Raw genomic sequence first — 18,162 nt, forward strand, 5'->3', positions numbered from 1 at the left:
CGCTTTCGCGCTTCCCTTTCCGGCGGATCCGACTCTATCAGATCCTTTCGGGCCTGATTCCCAGTCAGAGGGCGTTGCCTTCCCGGCTGTTGGGCCGTTCCGACGTCCAAACTCTAGCGGATTTCCTGGGCGGCTCATAATCGAGTCATCGAAATGAATTTCGGCATGCGAAATTCGTCCCGGCTGGGAGATCGTGCTGAGTTGGTTGCCGCATCAGCGGCGAGGATGGCTGTCGAAGAACCGTTACGGCTCCGCGACAACTCGAAGAACCTTACGGATCGACGGGGGCCGTGTCAACCCTCCCCCCGCGGCCGTCCGGAGGCCGGTCGCTAGTCCAGGTCGGTCAGGCGGCCGCCGGCGTCCGGCTGGTCGTGCTCGACCCGGCGCAGCACGCGGATCAGCAGTTCGCCGAGCAGGCCGCGCTCGTCCGGGGCGAGGTCCTGGAGCAGGTCCTCCTCGAATGTGGTGGCCATGCGCATCGCCTCGAGCCACTTCGTGCGGCCCTCGTCCGTCAGCTCGACGATCACGCGTACGCGGTTGTTCTCGTCACGGTCGCGGGTCACGAGGCCCTCGCTCGCCATCCGGTCGATGCGGTGGGTCATCGCGGCCGGCGTGAGGCCGAGGCGCTTGGCGAGCTCCCCGGGCCCGAGGCGATAGGGGGAGCCCGAGAGGACCAGCGTCTTGAGGACCTCCCACTCGGCGTTGCTGATGCCGAGGGCCGCGACCTGGCGGCCGTACGCGACGTTCATCCGGCGGTTGAGCCGTCCGAGTGCGGAGACCACCTTCTCGACCTGGGGGTCGAGATCCCCGTACTCGCGCTGATAGGCGGCGATCTGCTCGTCGAGGGTCGGCTCCTGCGGGCCGGAGGCAGCGTCCGCGGGGGTCTCAGTAGGCATGCGCGGAAGTATCGCACGGCACTCGTTGGCCTTGAAGTCCTTCAATGTGTATTGTTGAGGTTCTAACTTTACTGTTGAAGTCTTCAGGCTTCAGTCCTCCAGGTCCTGCAGGACCTCAACCGAAGTGGGTGAGTGTGACCAAGGCGAAGGGTGCAGCGATGCGCCGGATCCAGGCGGGGAACGCGCTGAGCGCGTTCGGACTCGGCTTCACCGTTCCGTACCTCTACATCTACGTGGCGCAGGTGCGGGACCTGGGCGCGAGTGCGGCGGGCTTGGTGCTCGCCGTCTTCGCGATGGCCGCGCTCGTCGCCCTGCCGTTCACCGGGCGGGTCATCGACCGGCGCGGGCCGCTGCCCGTACTGGTCGGCGCTGCGGTACTGGCGTCCGTCGGAGCGGCGGGCATGGGGCTGTCGGGGAGCGTGGGGGCCGTCGTCCTGTCCGCGGCGGTGCTCGGCGCCGGGACCGCCGTCATGCAGCCGGCGCTGGCCACCATGATCGTCTGGTGCTCGGAGACCACGACGCGCACCCGCGCCTTCGCCATGCAGTTCTTCCTGCAGAACCTCGGTCTCGGCATCGGCGGCCTGATCGGCGGACACATCGTCGACGAGAGCCGGCCCGCCGGTTTCACCCTGCTGTTCGGCATCGAGGCCGCGATGTTCCTCGTCCTCGTCGGCATCGCGCTGACCGTACGGCTGCCCGAGTCCGCGTCGCTGCGCAGTGCCCGGCCCGCCGACACGGAGGCCAGGGCCAGGGGCGGGATGCGCGCGCTGCTCGGACACCGGGCGATGGTGCAACTGCTGGTGCTGGGCTTCGTCCTCTTCTTCGCCTGCTACGGGCAGTTCGAGTCGGGACTCGCCGCGTACGGCACCGAGGCGGCCGGGATCGAGCCCGCCACCCTGGGCACGGCGCTCGCCGCCAACACCGCGGTGATCGTGGCCGCACAGTTCCTGGTGCTCAAGTTCGTCGAACGCCGCAGCCGCAGCCGGGTCATCGCCTCGGTCGGCCTGATCTGGGCCGTCGCGTGGACGGCCGCGGGCTACGCGGGCCTCGGCCACGGCAGCCAGGCCATGGCGACCGCCGCGTTCATCTCGACGTACGCGCTGTTCGGGCTCGGCGAGGCCATGCTGTCGCCGACCGTCGCCCCGCTGGTCGCCGACCTGGCGCCGGAGTCGATGGTCGGGCAGTACAACTCAGCGTTCGCCCTGGTCAAGCAGCTCGCGCTGGCGGTCGGCCCGGCCGTCGGCGGTCCGATGGGCGCCGCGCTCCACGGGCCGTACATCGTGACGTTCGTGCTGTTCTCGCTCGGCATCACGGTGCTCGCGCTGCGGCTGGGCAAGCGGCTCACGCCGGTGCAGGACCGGCCGTCGCTCGCGGCGAAGTCCCGCGTGGTGACGGTGCACAAGCCCGAAGAGGCCGTCGCCCCCGCCCACTGACGCGTCAGGGCAGGGCGAACTCGCACCAGACGGCCTTGCCGCCACCCGGCGTACGGCGGCTTCCCCAGGACGAGGCGATCGTCGCGATGATCGAGATACCGCGGCCCGCCTCGTCCTCGGACTCCGCCCGGCGGCGTCGCGGCAGGTGCTCGTCCCCGTCCGTCACCTCGACGATCAGCCGCCGGTCCGTGCGGCGCAGCCGAAGGCGCATGGGCGGGGAACCGTGCTTGAGGGAATTGGCCACCAGCTCGCTGACGGCCAGGACCCCGAGGTCGTGCAGCTCGGGCGGGAAACGCCAGGAGGCCAGCACCCCGGAGGCGAAGGCACGCGCGCGAGGTGCGGCCTCGATGCCGCCGAGGAGGTCCAGCGCGGCGTTGTGGAACAGCTCGGCGTTCGCACCCTTGCGAGTCGGGTGCTGGAGGACGAGGAGCGCGACGTCGTCGTCGTGCTCGGCGGTCACCCCCATGGAGCGGATCAGCCGGTCGCAGACCACCTGCGGGGTACCGGTCGCCCCGGACAGCGCGCGCTCCAGCGCTGCCATCCCCTCGTCGATGTCCTCGCGCCGGCGCTCCACCAGGCCGTCCGTGTAGAGGACGGCGGTGGCGCCGGGCGGGAGGTCGATGGAACCCGAGGCGTGCAGATAGCCGCCGGTGCCGAGCGGCGGGCCGGTGGGCTCGTCGGCGCGGCGGACGGTGCCGTCCTGGTCGCGTACGAGGATCGGCAGATGCCCGGCCGACGCGTAGACCAGGCGGCCCTCATTCGGGTCATGGACGGCGTACACACAGGTGGCGATCTGGCTGGGATCGATCTCGGAGGCGAGCCCGTCGAGCAGCTGGAGCACCTCGTGGGGCGGCAGGTCCAGGCGGGCGTAGGCCCGTACGGCGGTGCGCAGCTGTCCCATGACGGCTGCCGCGCGGACACCGCGACCCATCACGTCGCCGATGACCAGGGCCGTACGGCCGGCGCCGAGCGTGATCACGTCGTACCAGTCGCCGCCGACCGCCGCGTCCGTGCCGCCGGGCTGGTAGGTGGCGGCGAACCGCAGGTCGTCGGGCTGCTCCAACTCCTGCGGCAGGAGCGACCGCTGGAGGGTGACAGCGGTCTCGCGGTGACGCCGCTCGCTGGCGCGCAGCCGCTCGGCGGCCTCGGCGTGGTCGGTGACGTCGGCCGCGAAGACCAGGACGCCCTCGGGCTCCTTGCCGCCCTCGGTCCGTTCGGCGGGCAGGCAGGTCACCGTGTACGACCCTCCGCCCCGGGTCCTGCGGGACTTGACCGTACGGGGCTTGCCGCTGCGCAGCACCTGGTCCATGAGCGGGAGCAGGCCCAGCTCGGCGAGCTCGGGGCAGCTGTCGGCGGCCGTGGTGCCGAGCGTGCGGTGACCAAAGGCGGCGGCGTATGCCTCGTTGACGTACGCGATGCGGTGGTCGGGGCCGTAGACGAGGGCGACCAGGGCGGGGAGGCGGCCGAGGATCTCCGGCACGGAGAAGTCCTCCAGCGCCGGGACGTCCGAAGGAGTCTTCGGCGGCTGTCCGGTCTCACCGCGGGCCGCGGGCACCGAGCCGTCGCCCCGCTGCACCGGCGAGAGCCCCTGGTCGGTCCTCCGTGCTGCGGCGCGACGCTGCGTACCGGGGAGCCTGGGGCTCCAACGCGTGAAGTTCACTGACTTTCAAGCCTCAATGGGGGTCGTCGCCAAGGGTCACTCTGTGCAGGTGTGAGCCCACCTATGGTCACACGTCCAGTGTGGTCGACCGGACGGACAGTCCTTTTCGCCCAGCTCCTGTCGGCGGCGTCAGGTGCCCGAGGGGCCGTCCGGGGAACTGTCCGCCGATTCGTCCGCCGCACTGGGCGGCGGGCCGCTGTCCTTTACGTCGCCGTTGCGTCTGGCGCCCGCGGCGAGTTCGAACTCGGCGCGCGGATGCTCCAGCGAGCCGAGGGAGACGATCTCACGTTTGAAGAGACCGGCGAGGGTCCATTCGGCCAGGACGCGGGCCTTGCGGTTGAAGGTCGGCACGCGGCTGAGGTGGTAGGTGCGGTGCATCAGCCAGGCCGGATAACCCTTGAGCTTGCGGCCGTAGACGTGGGCGACGCCCTTGTGGAGTCCGAGGGAGGCGACGGAGCCGACGTACTTGTGGGCGTACTGGTGCAGGGGTTGTCCGCGCAGGGCGGCCGCGATGTTCTCGGCCAGGACCTTGGTCTGGCGCAGGGCGTGCTGGGCGTTGGGCGCGCACTCGGCGCCGGGCCTGTCGGAGGTGACGTCCGGGACGGCCGCCGCGTCGCCCGCCGCCCAGGCGTGGGCGACGCCGTCGACGGTGAGGTGTTCGGTGCAGGCGAGGCGGCCGCGCTCGTTGAGCGGGAGGTCGGTGGCGGCGAGCAGGGGCGCCGGTTTGACGCCGGCCGTCCAGACGACGGTCCGGGTCGGGAAGCGGGAGCCGTCGCTGAGCACGGCGACCCGGTCCTCGCACGACTCGAGCCGGGTGTCCAGCCGTACGTCGATGTTCCGGGCGCGCAGTTCCCGGACGGCGTAACGGCCCATCTCCTCGCCGACCTCGGGCAGGATGCGCCCGGCCGCCTCGACGAGGATCCACTTCATGTCCTCGGGTTTGACGTTGTGGTAGTAGCGCGCTGTGTAGCGAGCCATGTCCTCGAGTTCGGCCAGGGCCTCGACGCCCGCGTAACCGCCGCCGACGAAGACGAAGGTGAGGGCCGCGTCGCGGATCGCCGGATCGCGGGTGGAGGACGCGATGTCCATCTGCTCGATGACGTGGTTGCGCAGCCCGATGGCTTCCTCGACCGTCTTGAAACCGATGCCGTAGTCGGCGAGGCCGGGGACGGGAAGGGTGCGGGAGACGGAGCCGGGGGCGATGACGAGTTCGTCGTAGGTGATCTCGACGGCTCCGGCGCTCTCCTCCTCGGTGGCGAGCGTGGTGACGGTCGCCGTCCGCTTGGCATGGTCGACGGCGCGGGCCTCACCGATGACGATCGTGCATCTGCCGAGGACGCGACGCAGGGGGACGACCACATGGCGCGGAGAGATGGAACCGGCCGCGGCCTCCGGCAGGAACGGCTGATACGTCATATAGGGGTCGGGGGCGACCACCACGATCTCGACGTCGCCGCGGTCGAGCTCCGGCTTCAGCTTCCGCTGGAGGCGCAGCGCGGTGTACATCCCGACGTAGCCGCCGCCGACGACCAGAATGCGTGTGCGCGGCGAGGTGCCGGAGGTCGTGCCCCGGGAGTTTGCAGCCTTCACCATCCCATGACGCAACGACCTCAGTCGTTTGTCCACAGGCCCGGCGAATTGTGTGACCGGAAGCCGTCGGTGGCCCTGTCGCGGCACAGCTCGGGGCATAACGGAAGCCGTGCAGGTCAGGCCCGGCGGGGTGGCGGGAGGCAGCGGGTGGAATGGGGATCCTTCCGGTCCTTGCTCCGATCGGGGGGCGCTCCGTGCGAAGTACCCCCTTCTGAATTGACTCCGGCTCAACTATGTTCGTTGTCGGTCGGGGTGCCAGGTCATGGCACGCCCGGCAGACCAGGGCGGGGATGTCTCCGGGGGGAGACGACATGACCGGGGGAACGATTATGCACATCCAGGATTCGCATTGGCAGACCGCCGTCGCGCCGGCTTCGGCCGCGGACGGCAATGGAAGCGGACCGACGGGTCCGGTCGGGACGGGCCGTTCGGCGCCGCTGCGCGTGGACGCGCAGCGCAATCTCGAGCATGTCCTGCGCGCCGCCCGCGAGGTGTTCGGCGAGCTGGGGTACGGGGCCCCGATGGAGGACGTGGCCCGGCGTGCCCGGGTCGGCGTGGGCACGGTGTACCGCCGTTTCCCGAGCAAGGACGTGCTGGTGCGGCGGATAGCCGCGGAGGAGATCTCCCGGCTGACCGAGCAGGCGCGTACGGCTCTCGGGCAGGAGGAGGAGCCGTGGTCGGCGCTCTCCCGGTTCCTGCGCACCTCGGTGGCGTCCGGTGCCGGGCGGCTGCTGCCGCCGCAGGTGCTGAGGGTGCGGGTGGACGGCGACGAGGCGGCGGCTCGCGCCGACGACCTGTCGGGTGAGGCGCGCGAGGACATGTGGGTGCCGCAGCAGCGGGCGGGTGAACCGTCCGGGCTGCGCGTGGTGGGGCCGCGCCCGGTGCCGGCCGAGGAGCAGGACGACGCCGGCGCGGCGGACCTGCTGGAGGTCGTGGGCCGGCTCGTCGAGCGGGCACGCGCCGCGGGTGAGCTGCGCGATGACGTGACCGTGGCCGACGTGCTGCTGGTGATAGCGACGGCCGCGCCGTCGCTGCCCGACGCCGCGCAGCAGGAGGCCGCGTCGGCCCGGCTGCTGGAGATCCTGCTGGAGGGTCTGCGGCCGCGGTCCGCGTGAGGCTCCGCACGGGCGCTCCTGCTCCGTGACCCGTCCCTGGCAGCGCGGTCCCGTCAACCGCCCGTGTCCGCTCGCCCGGTTGTTCCTGCCATTTTCGGATGACCGGCGGTGCGCAGTTCGGGGAAGTCGCCCCGGACGAGTGGTTGTGGCGCATAAGAGTTCGGCGTACAGGCGCCCTGTGGCACGCTTGCCCGGTAATTCGGGTCCGAAGTGCTAACGGGGGCTTCCGCGATGAGCGGTGACCATCAGGACGAGTCACTCGGCGGTGGCAGCTCCGGGACAGCCGGACCGCCACGGCAGGTGCCCGTCCAGGGCGGACGGAGCGGCTCGTCCGGCGTGCCGCGCCCGCCTGCCGAAGGGCGGCCGGACGGTGCGGACACCGGGGCGGCTCACGAGCCGGATCCGGCGGAAGTCAAAGCGGCACTGTACGCCGTTCCGCAGCAGCGGGACCGCAGCGCCGGCTCGGTGCTGCCGCCGCCGCGCGAGCTTGCGTCGGCGGACGCCGAGCTGATCCGGCGCACGCGGGACGGCGACGACGGCGCCTACGAGGAGCTGTTCCGCCGCCACTGCGAGGCCGTCCGGCGGTACGCGCGCACGTGCTGCCGCGACGCGCACACCGCGGACGACCTGACGGCCGAGGTCTTCGCGCGGACCCTGCAGGCGGTGCGCGGCGGGGCCGGGCCGGAGCAGGCGGTGCGGGCGTACCTGCTCACCACCGTCCGCCGGGTCGCCGCCGCCTGGACGAAGACGGCGAAGCGGGAGCAACTGGTCGACGACTTCGCGGTGTTCGCCGCGGAGGCGGCGCGCAGCACGGACTCGGCGACGGACGACACGCTCGACGTCGGGGCGGACGTACGCGCGATGCACGAGGCCGAGCAGTCGCTCGCCCTGCAGGCCTTCCGGTCCCTGCCGGAGCGCTGGCAGGCGGTGCTGTGGCACACGACGGTGGAGGAGGAGTCGCCGAGCGACGTCGCGCCCCTCTTCGGTCTGACCGCCAACGCGACGGCGGTGCTGGCGAGCCGGGCCAGGGAGGGCCTCAGGCAGGCGTATCTCCAGGCCCATGTGAGCACGGCGCTCACCGCGGGCGGCGACTGCGCCCGGTACGCGGACCGGCTGGGCGCGTACGCCCGCGGCGGGCTGCGGATGCGGGCGGAGCGGGGCCTGAGCAAGCACCTGGACGAGTGCGTCAAGTGCCGTCTGGCCGCCGGTGAGCTCGCCCATGTGAACGCGGGCATTCCTGCGCTGCTGCCGATCGCGGTCATCGGCTGGTTCGCCGCCGGGTACTCCCTCAAGGCGGCCGGGATCGTCGCCGGCGGCGCTGCGGGGGCCGGTGCCGCCGCGGCCGCCACGTCAGGCGCGTCGGGCGCGTCGGGCGCGTCGGGCGGGGCAGCCGCGGGACTCGGCGCGCCCGCGAAGGCCGCGATGGCGGCGGCCGTGGCCGTCGCCGCGACGGCCGGGCTGGTGTGGGCCATGTCGGCCGACCGTGAGCCCGCACCGGAGCCCATGGCCAGGCCCCCGGCCTCCCAGGCCGTCGCGCCGGAGCCGCCCGCGCCCCAGCCGAAGCCGCCGGCGCCGCCCGCGCCCGTTCCGCCGCCGGCCGAGCCCAGCCCGAAGTCGACGCCGAGCCCCACTCCCACGCCGACGCCGCGGCCCGCCGAGCCGAAGCCCACGCCGACGCCCACGCCCACGCCCACGCCGACGCCGACGTCGACTCCCTCACCGACAGCGAAGCCCACGCCGCCTCCCCGGAAGGCGGAGGTCTACCAGGTCAACCGTCTGGACTACGGCGTCTTCGGCGACCACACCGGTCCCGAGGTGCGGCACAACGAGAGCAGCTGGATGTGGCAGCGCTCTGACATGTCGATCGACGGCAAGCAGTACGGGCACGGGGTGACGGTGCACGGCAAGTCGTCCGTCACCATCGACCTCAACCGCGCGTGCACGGCCTATGACGCGTTCGTCGGCGTCGACGACCTGACGCCGGGTGTGCGCCCGGTGCGCTTCTCGGTGTTCGGGGACGGCGTCCGGCTCTGGCGCTCGGCCGCTCTCGGCCGCGGCGACGCGGCGGTGCCGGTCCACGTGCCGCTCGCCGGCCACAGGACGCTGCGCCTGGTCGTGGAGCCGAAGGACCCGTCGGGGACGGCTGCGCTGGCGGACTGGGCGGAGTCCCGGATCAGTTGCCGCTAGGCATCGACCGCCGGAGGTCTACGCCTGGAGCGTCCGGCGTTTGGGGACGCCCCCGGCCACCGCGCGGCGGCGGGGCGCCGCCGTGCCCGTCCAGCAGGTGCCGCGGCGGGACAGGAGCCGGCGCAGCCACAGTTCCGTGGACACCAGGTCGGCCAGGCCGTCCAGCGGGACGGGTTCGCCTTCCGAGGCGGCCCGCAGCGCCTTGCGGACGACGCGGGCCTCCACCAGGCCCGCGTCCGCGAGCAGCGGGGCGTCGAACAGGGCCATCAGGTGCGGGAGCGCGGCCCGCAGACCGGTGCGCGCCGCCGCCGTCGCCGTGTGCGAGGCGTGCGTCGTGGCGCCCCAGCCCGGCGGGAGGTCGTGGATACCGGCCCCCGCGAGGACCGTGCGCAGCACCGATGCCCGCGCCCCCGGCTGGACCCGCAAAGATTCGGGGAGGTCGCGGCTGGCGCGTACGACCTGGTTGTCGAGGAAGGGGGCGTGCAGCCGCTGGCTGCGGATCTCGGCGGCCTGTTCCAGGATGCGCTGGTCCGCGGCGTGGCGGCTGAGCGCCGCCCGGGCCCGGGCCTCGCCGGGCCGCTGCACGGACATCGGCCGCGTCGCCGCCTCCATCAGGCGAACCGATACTTCAGCCAGCGCCTCGCCGGTCAGCCAGCGGGCCGCCGGGCCGGGCCGGGCCCAGTGCAGGGCGGCGAGCGAGGCGCCCACCGCACCGTTGAGACCGACCGCGCCCGTGCGGTTCGCCGAGAGCAGCCGGTCGGCAGCGGCTTCGAGACCGGCACGGTAGGGCGTACGGGCCAGGCGCCGCGCCGCCCGGTACACGGTGAGCGGTACGAACAGCGACTGCGGCGAGGCCCCGTCGGCCCGGGCCAGTGCGGTGACCGGCCGCAGCAGATGGCGTCGGCGCCGGTCCATCAGCAGATCCGCGAGCCGCGCCGGATGCGCGTCCAGCACCTGCCGTGCGCCCGCCCCGGTGAGGTGGTCTGCGCTGCCGGCCGCGAGCCGGCTGCGGTGCCGTTCGGCCGTCACCAGGGCGGGTGCCGGCTCGTCCGTGAGCGGCCCCGCGTCGAGTCCGGCGTACGGGAGGGATTCCTCCCCGGCCGCGACGACGACATGGTGCAGCCGCGGGTTGGCGGCGATGGCGCGGGCGCGTTCCAGCTCCGGTTCGCGGGCCTCGCGTCCGCTGGTGACCAGGTCGTTGAAGGTGACGGCGAGCAGCCGCTCGCCCGCGCCCGTCCCGTGGCCGAGCACGGTGCCGGGCACGCCGGGCAGTCCGGCGGCCAGCAGCGCCAGCGTGCTGGAGGCGCTGCCCCCGGACAGGTCGGCGCCGATGCCGGGAGCGGGCGCCCCTCGCGCGGCGCGGCGTTCGGCGGGCCCCATGCCCGGCACGGGGCCCGGGTCGGGCGGCAGGGTCTCCGGTGCGTGCCGCGGGGCGGTGAGCCTCGCCCGTACGGCATCGACCAGCGCGTCCCGCACCCCGTCGACCGCCTTGGCCGGGTCGATCTGCGGCCCGGCGACGGCCAGGGAGGCCACCGGCTCGTATCCGGTGATCTCCCGTGAGCCCTCCCGCAGGATCAGCGCGTGCCCGGGCGGGATGCGCTTGACCCCCGCGTACGGAGTGGAGTCGCGCAGCGCCTCCGGGGTCTCGGGGCAGGCGAGCAGGGCGGCCAGGTGCCCGATGTCGAGCTGGGCCTCGATGAGGTCGGCGAGCGGGAGCGCGGCGGTGGCGTACGCGGTGCCGCCGGCCCAGGGGGTGTAGAAGACGGGCCGGGCGCCCGCGAGGTCACCCACGACGGTGATGCGGCGCCCGGCCTGGACCACGACCGTGTAGCTGCCGGCCCATGCGGTCAGATGCCTCAGTGCGCCGCCGCGCGCCGCGAACAGCCCGACCCGCAGTTGTTCGTCGCTGGCGGCGCAGCAGCCGAGGACGGCGAGCCGGGTGACCGCGGGCGGGTTCGCGCCCCCGCCGGGGACGGAACGCGCGGGCGGTTCGGCCGTGACGACGCGTACCTCGTCGGGCCGCCAGTCACCGACCGCCCACAGCGGATCGGGGTCTCCCCACAGCAGTTGGGCTCCGACGGGATGGACGGTGCGGCCGTCGCCGTCCAGATCGTCAAGGCCGTCAAGGGCTCTGTCGGCCCCGGCCGTGCCGAAGCGCGCGGCGATACTGCTCCACCCCACCAGCCACCGCATCCCCGCCTCCACGATTCCCGAAGCCGTTCGGGGACATGCTGCCACGAAGGAGGCGCAGGGGATGGGGCTCCGGTAGCGCGCGCAAAAAGTGAACTCGCCTGTGGCATGGGCCATTCAGCGGCCGCAAGGAGGCCGGCCGAGGTGCCGCCAGGGCTCGTCCGGTGATTTCGGGGCCCCTCCGGCACAGACGGCATTCGGCCATTCTCGGTGGGCGGCCCGTGGCCCAACCTCCAGCCCGGGAGGCGGAGTTCGCCTCCCGGACCGGTCCGCCGCCCGCGGGGAATCGAGGCGGCAGTGTCCCCCAGCCCACTGGTTTCCAGTACGCAGTGGGCCGACCCACGCGGTACTCAGGGAAGCGCTCCCGAACATCCTCGGCCAGAGCGCACGCACGGGCGCACGGCCACACGGCGGGAGCACGGCGGCCGATGGCGTACTCCCGCCCGCACAACAATCCCGCCATACGGCACACCGCCTCTTAACGGTAGGGATGTGGCGAACTACGCTGGGTTTACTGCTGTCCTCGGCAGGAGCGCATATTCCGACGGGCTCGGCCACCTGCTTGTGCGGCCGGGACCGCTCGGACGCGGGGGTGTGCGAACCGGGAGGACACAGCACGAATGCCGTGCGCCGAAGGCGTCACGGCAGCTGTCTGTGTGTCGAGGGGTGGCGCATGTCCAGGGAGCAACGCGGGCCGAACGAAAAGCTCGGCACCGTTCTCGCCCTCGCGGGAATCAGCAACGCCGGCCTCGCCCGGCGGGTCAACGACCTGGGGGCGCAGCGCGGTCTGACCCTTCGCTACGACAAGACGTCGGTGGCGCGGTGGGTCTCCAAGGGCATGGTGCCGCAGGGCTCCGCGCCCCATCTCATCGCCGCCGCCATCGGGGCCAAGCTGGGCCGGCCGGTGCCGCTGCACGAGATCGGCCTGGCGGACGCGGACCCGGCGCCCGAGGTCGGTCTGGCCTTCCCCCGGGACGTGGGCGAGGCGGTGAAATCGGCCACCGAGCTGTACCGCCTGGACCTCGCGGGCCGGCGGGCGGGCGGCGGGGGCATCTGGCAGTCGCTGGCCGGTTCGTTCGCGGTGAGCGCGTACGCGACTCCCGCCTCGCGCTGGCTGATAACCCCCGCGGACCCGTCGGTCGAGCGGCTCGTCGGCGCCTCCGCGCGTGCCGGACAGGCCGCCCCCGCCGGCGGGTCCGCACCGGCCGCCCCCGAAGCGCCGGAGGGCACGGACACCCCCGTGCGCGTCGGTCACAGCGATGTGGCCAAGTTGCGCGAGGCGGCGGAGGACGCGCGCCGCTGGGACTCCAAGTACGGCGGCGGGGACTGGCGTTCGTCGATGGTCCCCGAGTGCCTGCGCGTGGACGCGGCCCCGCTGCTCCTCGGTTCCTACTCGGACGAGGTGGGCCGCGCCCTGTTCGGCGCCACCGCCGAACTGACGCGGCTGGCGGGATGGATGGCGTTCGACACCGGCCAGCAGGAGGCGGCGCAGCGCTACTACATCCAGGCGCTCCGGCTCGCCCGGGCCGCGGCCGACGTGCCGCTGGGCGGCTACGTGCTCGCCTCGATGTCGCTCCAGGCGACCTACCGGGGCTTCGCCGACGAGGGCGTCGACCTCGCGCAGGCCGCGCTCGAGCGCAATCGCGGCCTCGCCACCGCCCGGACGATGAGCTTCTTCCGGCTGGTGGAGGCGCGTGCGCACGCCAAGGCGAACGACGCCGCGGCGGCCGGCCAGGCGCTGAAGGCCGCCGAGGGCTGGCTGGAACGTTCCCGCGAGGGCGACGCGGACCCGTCGTGGCTCGGCTTCTACTCCTACGACCGCTTCGCCGCCGACGCCGCCGAGTGCTACCGGGACCTGAAGGCTCCCCGCCAGGTGCGCCGCTTCACCGAGCAGGCCCTGTCGCGGCCGACGGAGGAGTTCGTCCGCTCCCACGGCTTACGCCTGGTCGTCTCGGCGGTGGCCGAGCTGGAGTCGGGGAATCTGGACGCGGCCTGCGCGGCGGGCACGCGCGCGGTGGAGGTCGCGGGCCGGATCTCCTCGGCGCGCACCACCGAGTACGTACGGGACCTGCTGCACCGCCTGGAGCCGTACGGCGACGAGCCCCGGGTGATGGAGCTGCGGGAGAGGGCCCGCCCGCTGCTGGCGGCGCCGGCGTAGGCGGCCGGCCCTCGGGCGACGGCAGCGTCCGCGACGGGGCGGGACGGCGGACGGTCCGGCCGGGACGGGATGTGAGCATGGTGACGCGCGCCCCTCGGTCCACGCTGGTTTAAGCGCATTGTCGGCGGGCCAGTGCACTATCGGGGTGGGAGGTGACGCGGTGACGGCGTCCGGGCGGAGCTTCGACTGCGACGTGCTGGTGGTGGGCGGCGGGATCGTCGGCCTGTCGGCGGCGTATGCCCTCATGCGTTCGGCGCCCGGGACCCGGGTGACGGTCCTGGAGAAGGAGCGGGGGCCTGCCCGCCACCAGACCGGGCGCAACAGCGGCGTGATCCACAGCGGCATCTACTACCGGCCCGGCTCCCTGAAGGCCCGATTCGCGGTGCGCGGCGCGGCCGAGATGGTCAAGTTCTGCGCGGAGTACGGCATCGACCACCAGGTCACGGGGAAGCTGATCGTCGCCACGGAGCGCGAGGAGCTGCCGCGGCTGCACGCCCTCGTCCAGCGCGGCCGGGAGAACGGCATCCCCGTGCGCGAGCTGGGTCCCGCGCAGATCGCCGAGTACGAGCCCGAGGTGCGCGGCCTCGCCGCGATCCACGTCGGCACCACCGGCGTGTGCGACTACGGCGCGGTCGCGGCGCAGCTCGCGCAGGCGTCCGACGCGGACGTGCGGTACGGCGAGGAGGTCACCGCCGTCGACCGCCGGCCGTGGGGCGTCGCGGTGCGCACGGCTTCGGGGACGGTGGTGCGCGCGCGGGCCCTGGTGAACTGCGCGGGGCTGCACTGCGACCGGGTGGCGAGGCTCGCGGGCGACGACCCGGGGATGCGGATCGTCCCCTTCCGTGGGGAGTACTACGAGCTGACCCGCCCCGGCCTCGTCCGCGGCCTGGTCTATCCGGTGCCGGACCCGGCGTTCCCCTTCCTCGGGGTGCATCTGACCCGCGGTATCGACGGCGGCGTCCACGTCGGTCCCAACGCCGTCCCGGCTCTGGCCCGCGAGGGCTACACCTGGTCGGCCGTGCGTCCCCTGGATCTCGCGGAGACCCTGCGCTGGCCGGGGTCCTGGCAGATCGCCCGCCGGCACTGGCGTTACGGCGCGGGCGAGCTGCACCGCTCCCTGTCCAAGCGCGCCTTCACCCAGGCGGTGCGCAGGCTGCTCCCGGCCGTGACCGAGGACGATCTGCGCCCCGCCCCGGCCGGAGTCCGTGCCCAGGCGGTGCTGCGGGACGGGACGCTGGCCGACGACTTCCTGATCCGCGAGGCGCCGCGGACGGTCCACGTGCTGAACGCCCCGTCCCCGGCGGCTACGGCGTCCCTGCCGATCGGCCGCGAGGTGGCCCGCCGGGCGCTCGAGGCCCTGAAGGAGGACCGGGTCCACCACCCGGGCGCGCCGGGGCGGGCTCCGGGGCGCTGACGCGGCGGGGCGGACCGGGCGAGCGCCGACGCGGCAGGGCGGACCTGGCGAGCCCCGAGCCCGCACGAGGCAGGGCCCCGTGCCCGGCCTCGTAGAATCGAGGCATTGTGTCTGAGTCTCGAAGCACCACCCCCGACACCCCGCGCCCGGTGATCCGTGCCAAGGGCGAGCCGCGTTTCCCCGGCGGGCCCGCCGCCGATCCGGCCGGGTCGCACCACGAGCGGCGCATCCGCAGCTTCCAGCCGCGCCGCAGCCGGGTGACCGCCGGGCAGGGCGACGCGCTGCAACGGCTGTGGCCGGTGTGGGGGCTCGACATCGACGGGCACCGGGTGCTCGACCTCGACGAGATGTTCGGCGGGCTGCCGGTCGTCCTGGAGATCGGGTTCGGGATGGGCGAGGCCACCGCGCAGATGGCCGCCGACGATCCGGACACCGGCATCCTCGCCGTCGACGTGCACACGCCCGGCCAGGGCAACCTGCTCGGCCTGGCCGAGCGGAACGGCCTGACCAACGTGCGGGTCGCCAACGGCGACGCCATCATCCTGCTGCGCGAGATGCTGCCGCCCCGTTCGCTCGACGGCATGCGCGTCTACTTCCCGGACCCCTGGCCCAAGAAGCGCCACCACAAGCGGCGGCTGATCCAGCCGGAGTTCCTGACGCTGGCCGCCCAGCGGCTCAGGCCCGGCGCGGTCCTGCACTGCGCGACCGACTGGGAGCCGTACGCCGAGCAGATGCTCGACGTCCTGACCGCGCACCCCGACTTCGAGAACACCGTCCCGGACGGCGGCTACGCCCCGCGTCCCGCCTTCCGTCCGCTGACCCGCTTCGAGGGGCAGGGGCTGGACAAGGGACACAAGGTCCACGACCTGTTGTTCCGCCGGGTGCTGCCGGAGGCGTGACGGCGCGGACCCTCGCCGCCCGGCCGTGACCGATGCGGCGCGGACGCGGTGACGTACAGCGCACCGTCGCCGCACCGTCGCCAGTTGTCAGTGCCCCTCGTTAGGGTCGACAGGTGTCCCAGTCGTCCGCGCAGCACACGATGGCGAGCCGCCCGCCGCATCCGGTGGTGCCCGCATGCCGGCAGCAGCAGGGCGGCGGGCCGGTCGGCGGCGAGCCGCAGAGCACCGCGCGGCGCCGCAGGATGCGTGCCGCCCGCCTGTGGCGCAGCCGTGCGGTCCGGGCGGGTGTGCTGATCACGCTGCTCGCGCTGTGCGGACTGGTGATCCTCGCGCTCGTGCGGGAACAGACCGGCACCCAGGGCTTCCTGGTCGGCCTCGGCCTCGCGACGCTGCCGGTGCCGCTGCTGCTGGCGGCGTTCCGCTGGCTGGACCGGGTCGAGCCGGGCCCCTGGCGGAATCTGCTGTTCGCCTTCGCCTGGGGCGCGTGCGCCGCCGCCCTGATCGCGATCCTCGCCAACTCCTTCGCGACCCGCTGGATCGCCACCGCCACCGCCGATCCCGCTTCCGCCGACACCCTGGGCGCGACAGTCATAGCGCCGGTCGTCGAGGAGAGCACCAAAGCGGCGTCGGTCCTGCTCCTCTTCCTCTTCCGGAGGCGGGACTTCACCGGCCTCGTGGACGGGGTCGTGGTCGCGGGCGTGACGGCGACCGGCTTCGCCTTCACCGAGAACATCCTGTACCTCGGCAACGCCTACGGCGAGGACCAGGCGTTCGGCACCTCGGGCCTGGTCTCGGTCACCGCGGCGACGTTCTTCGTGCGGATCGTGATGTCGCCGTTCGCGCACCCCCTGTTCACGGTCCTCACCGGCATCGGTTTCGGCCTCGCCTCACTCGCCGCGCGCCGCCACCGAATACGGCGCATCGCGCTGCCCCTGCTCGGCCTTGCCCTCGCGATGGGCATGCACGCCCTGTGGAACGGCTCGGCGTCACTGTTCGGCCCGTGGGGTTTCTACGGGGTGTACGCGGCGTTCATGGTGCCCGCCTTCGGGCTGCTGACCTGGCTGACCATATGGACCCGGCAGCGCGAGCTGCGGACGATATCGAGCGAGTTGCCGGCGTACGCGGCGGCGGGCTGGCTGGCGGCCGCGGAGCCGCAGGCGCTGTCCTCGATGCGTGCCCGCACCATGGCACGGGACTACGCGCGGCGGACGTACGGACCGGCCGCGGGACACGCGGTCTTCGAGTACGAGGCGTTCGCGACGTCGCTCGCCTCTCTCCGCCACCGGGCCCACCGCGGCGCGGCGGGCCCGGACTTCGCGGAGCGCGAGCGGGAGCTGCTGCACCACCTGTGGCGGCGCAGGGACGTGGCCGCGCCCGCGCTCGTGTACGCGGCGCGGGCGACGGGCCGGGTCGCCGTACCGCCACCGCACCGCGACTACGGCGGCTACAACCCGTACCGCCGCTGATCCCGCGGCCTCGTCGCCGCGCCGGCGCGCGGACCCGAGGACGCACGCCACGGACAGTCCGGACACAAGAACGCGCGGCACGGAGACTCCGTACCGCGCGCCTTCGGCCGCTGCCGTCGATCAGACCGTGAGGCCCTTGTCCCGCAGCCAGGCCATCGGGTCGAGGCCGGAGCCGCCCGGGGTGTGCACCTCCATGTGCAGGTGCGGTCCGGTGACGTTGCCGGTCGCGCCGACGCGGCCGATGGTCTCGCCGGTGGCGACCTTCTGCCCCGCGCTCGCGGTCATCGACGACAGGTGGGCGTACCAGACCTCGGTGCCGTCCTCCAGCTCCAGCACGATGCGGTAGCCGTACGAACCGGACCAGCCGGCCGACTTGATCGTGCCGCCGTGCACCGCCTTGACCGGGGTGCCCGTGGGAGCGGCGAAGTCAAGACCGGTGTGCTGGCCGGAGGACCACATGGAGCCGGACTCGCCGTACGTGGAAGTGATCGTGTACGAGGAGGTCGGCAGGGCGTAGCTCGCGGCGAGCTTGGCGAGGCGCTCCGCCTCTTCCCTGGCCCGCGCGGCCTCCTCGGCCTTCCGCTTCTCCTCGGCCGCCTGGGCCTCGGCCTTGCTCTGCTGCTCCGCGGCCGCGGCGGCGGCCTGCTCGGCGGCCAGCTTCTCAGCGGCGGCCTTCGCCTCGGCGTCCGCCTCGGCGCGCTGCTGCTCGGCCTGCTGGAGGATGCGGGCGCGCAGGGCCTCGCCCGCGCCGGCCGTCCCGTTGTCCGCGACGGTGGTCGTCGCGGTGAGCGGGGCCGCGTTCGCCTCGGAGCCCTCGGAGTCGGCGTCGTCGGAGATAAGGGAGCCCACGCCCGGAAGGGACTTGGCGTCGGGGAGGTTGTCCGCGATCGAGTCCGGGAGGGAGATGGAGACCGCAGGCTTGTCCTGGGCGGTCGCTATGCCACCGGCGCCGACCGCGGCGATGACGCCGACGCCGAGGACGGTGGAGCTGCGGGCGAGCCCGCCGCGTTGCTTGACGACGCGGTGCCGACCGCGCACCGGACGGATGGATTCCTCAGTGGGATTCCATTCCTCCCACGTCCGCTCCGCGGCGTCGCCGCCGAAGTGACCAGGAGCGAACGCAGCCTCGGGGGCAGGCATGTTGGACGCCACGA

General features: G+C 73.4%; 12 protein-coding genes. 7 read left to right on the plus strand and 5 right to left on the minus strand.

Features of this window, described 5'->3' with window-relative positions; translation table 11 throughout:
• Window positions 1-329: 329 nt before the first annotated feature.
• Window positions 330-896 (minus strand): MarR family winged helix-turn-helix transcriptional regulator, encoded by a 567-nt coding sequence (locus tag HW130_RS31085; protein WP_177153108.1) that lies wholly within the window; start codon window positions 894-896, stop codon window positions 330-332.
• A 158-nt stretch (window positions 897-1,054) separates the two neighbouring features.
• Here HW130_RS31085 and HW130_RS31090 point away from each other — a divergent pair, with 158 nt between their 5' ends.
• Entirely contained in the window at window positions 1,055-2,329 is a 1,275-nt protein-coding gene (locus HW130_RS31090) for an MFS transporter (protein WP_177153125.1), read from the plus strand.
• Window positions 2,330-2,333: 4 nt separating this feature from the next.
• On the opposite strand, the gene HW130_RS31095 is transcribed toward HW130_RS31090, so the two are convergent.
• Both HW130_RS31095 and HW130_RS31100 read right to left on the minus strand, forming a co-directional pair.
• Window positions 2,334-3,989: a SpoIIE family protein phosphatase gene (locus tag HW130_RS31095; protein ID WP_177153109.1), complete on the minus strand. Its 1,656-nt coding sequence runs from the start codon at window positions 3,987-3,989 to the stop codon at window positions 2,334-2,336.
• A 129-nt stretch (window positions 3,990-4,118) separates the two neighbouring features.
• A complete protein-coding gene (locus HW130_RS31100) occupies window positions 4,119-5,582 on the minus strand; it encodes an NAD(P)/FAD-dependent oxidoreductase (RefSeq protein WP_177153110.1) in 1,464 nt (487 codons plus the stop codon).
• 326 nt (window positions 5,583-5,908) lie between these two features.
• Here HW130_RS31100 and HW130_RS31105 point away from each other — a divergent pair, with 326 nt between their 5' ends.
• Both HW130_RS31105 and HW130_RS31110 read left to right on the plus strand, forming a co-directional pair.
• Window positions 5,909-6,694, plus strand: coding sequence for a TetR/AcrR family transcriptional regulator (locus tag HW130_RS31105; RefSeq protein WP_177153126.1), 786 nt, complete (start codon window positions 5,909-5,911; stop codon window positions 6,692-6,694).
• A gap of 231 nt (window positions 6,695-6,925) precedes the next feature.
• Entirely contained in the window at window positions 6,926-8,881 is a 1,956-nt protein-coding gene (locus tag HW130_RS31110; RefSeq protein WP_177153111.1) for a sigma-70 family RNA polymerase sigma factor, read from the plus strand.
• Between the two features lie 18 nt (window positions 8,882-8,899).
• Here HW130_RS31110 and HW130_RS31115 read toward each other — a convergent pair whose 3' ends face one another.
• Complete coding sequence (locus HW130_RS31115; protein WP_177153112.1) at window positions 8,900-11,074, minus strand: asparagine synthase-related protein; 2,175 nt, start codon at window positions 11,072-11,074, stop codon at window positions 8,900-8,902.
• 670 nt (window positions 11,075-11,744) lie between these two features.
• Between HW130_RS31115 and HW130_RS31120 the strand changes: the two genes are divergently transcribed.
• The 4 genes from HW130_RS31120 to HW130_RS31135 all read left to right on the plus strand — a co-directional run bounded on the left by HW130_RS31120 (window position 11,745) and on the right by HW130_RS31135 (window position 17,008).
• Window positions 11,745-13,229 (plus strand): MFS transporter, encoded by a 1,485-nt coding sequence (locus tag HW130_RS31120; protein ID WP_177153113.1) that lies wholly within the window; start codon window positions 11,745-11,747, stop codon window positions 13,227-13,229.
• 160 nt (window positions 13,230-13,389) lie between these two features.
• Window positions 13,390-14,643, plus strand: coding sequence for an L-2-hydroxyglutarate oxidase (gene lhgO / locus HW130_RS31125; protein ID WP_309140637.1), 1,254 nt, complete (start codon window positions 13,390-13,392; stop codon window positions 14,641-14,643).
• Between the two features lie 107 nt (window positions 14,644-14,750).
• Window positions 14,751-15,542: a tRNA (guanosine(46)-N7)-methyltransferase TrmB gene (trmB, locus tag HW130_RS31130; RefSeq protein ID WP_177153114.1), complete on the plus strand. Its 792-nt coding sequence runs from the start codon at window positions 14,751-14,753 to the stop codon at window positions 15,540-15,542.
• A 113-nt stretch (window positions 15,543-15,655) separates the two neighbouring features.
• On the plus strand, window positions 15,656-17,008 hold the full coding sequence (locus HW130_RS31135) for a PrsW family intramembrane metalloprotease (RefSeq protein WP_375256604.1): 1,353 nt from the start codon (window positions 15,656-15,658) through the stop codon (window positions 17,006-17,008).
• A gap of 120 nt (window positions 17,009-17,128) precedes the next feature.
• On the opposite strand, the gene HW130_RS31140 is transcribed toward HW130_RS31135, so the two are convergent.
• Entirely contained in the window at window positions 17,129-18,160 is a 1,032-nt protein-coding gene (locus tag HW130_RS31140) for a M23 family metallopeptidase (protein ID WP_177153115.1), read from the minus strand.
• Between the last annotated feature and the right edge of the window lie 2 nt (window positions 18,161-18,162).

Source organism: Streptomyces sp. PKU-EA00015 (assembly GCF_013387495.1).
Classification (GTDB): Bacteria; Actinomycetota; Actinomycetes; order Streptomycetales; family Streptomycetaceae; genus Streptomyces.

Excerpts from the sequence above, each read along its gene's own strand:
- HW130_RS31115 (WP_177153112.1), bottom strand. The coding sequence starts at position 11,074 with ATGCGGTGGCTGGTGGGGTGGAGCAGTATCGCCGCGCGCTTCGGCACG.
- HW130_RS31105 (WP_177153126.1), top strand. The coding sequence starts at position 5,909 with ATGCACATCCAGGATTCGCATTGGCAGACCGCCGTCGCGCCGGCTTCG.
- HW130_RS31100 (WP_177153110.1), bottom strand. The coding sequence starts at position 5,582 with ATGGTGAAGGCTGCAAACTCCCGGGGCACGACCTCCGGCACCTCGCCG.
- HW130_RS31110 (WP_177153111.1), top strand. The coding sequence starts at position 6,926 with ATGAGCGGTGACCATCAGGACGAGTCACTCGGCGGTGGCAGCTCCGGG.
- HW130_RS31090 (WP_177153125.1), top strand. The coding sequence starts at position 1,055 with ATGCGCCGGATCCAGGCGGGGAACGCGCTGAGCGCGTTCGGACTCGGC.
- HW130_RS31120 (WP_177153113.1), top strand. The coding sequence starts at position 11,745 with ATGTCCAGGGAGCAACGCGGGCCGAACGAAAAGCTCGGCACCGTTCTC.
- HW130_RS31085 (WP_177153108.1), bottom strand. The coding sequence starts at position 896 with ATGCCTACTGAGACCCCCGCGGACGCTGCCTCCGGCCCGCAGGAGCCG.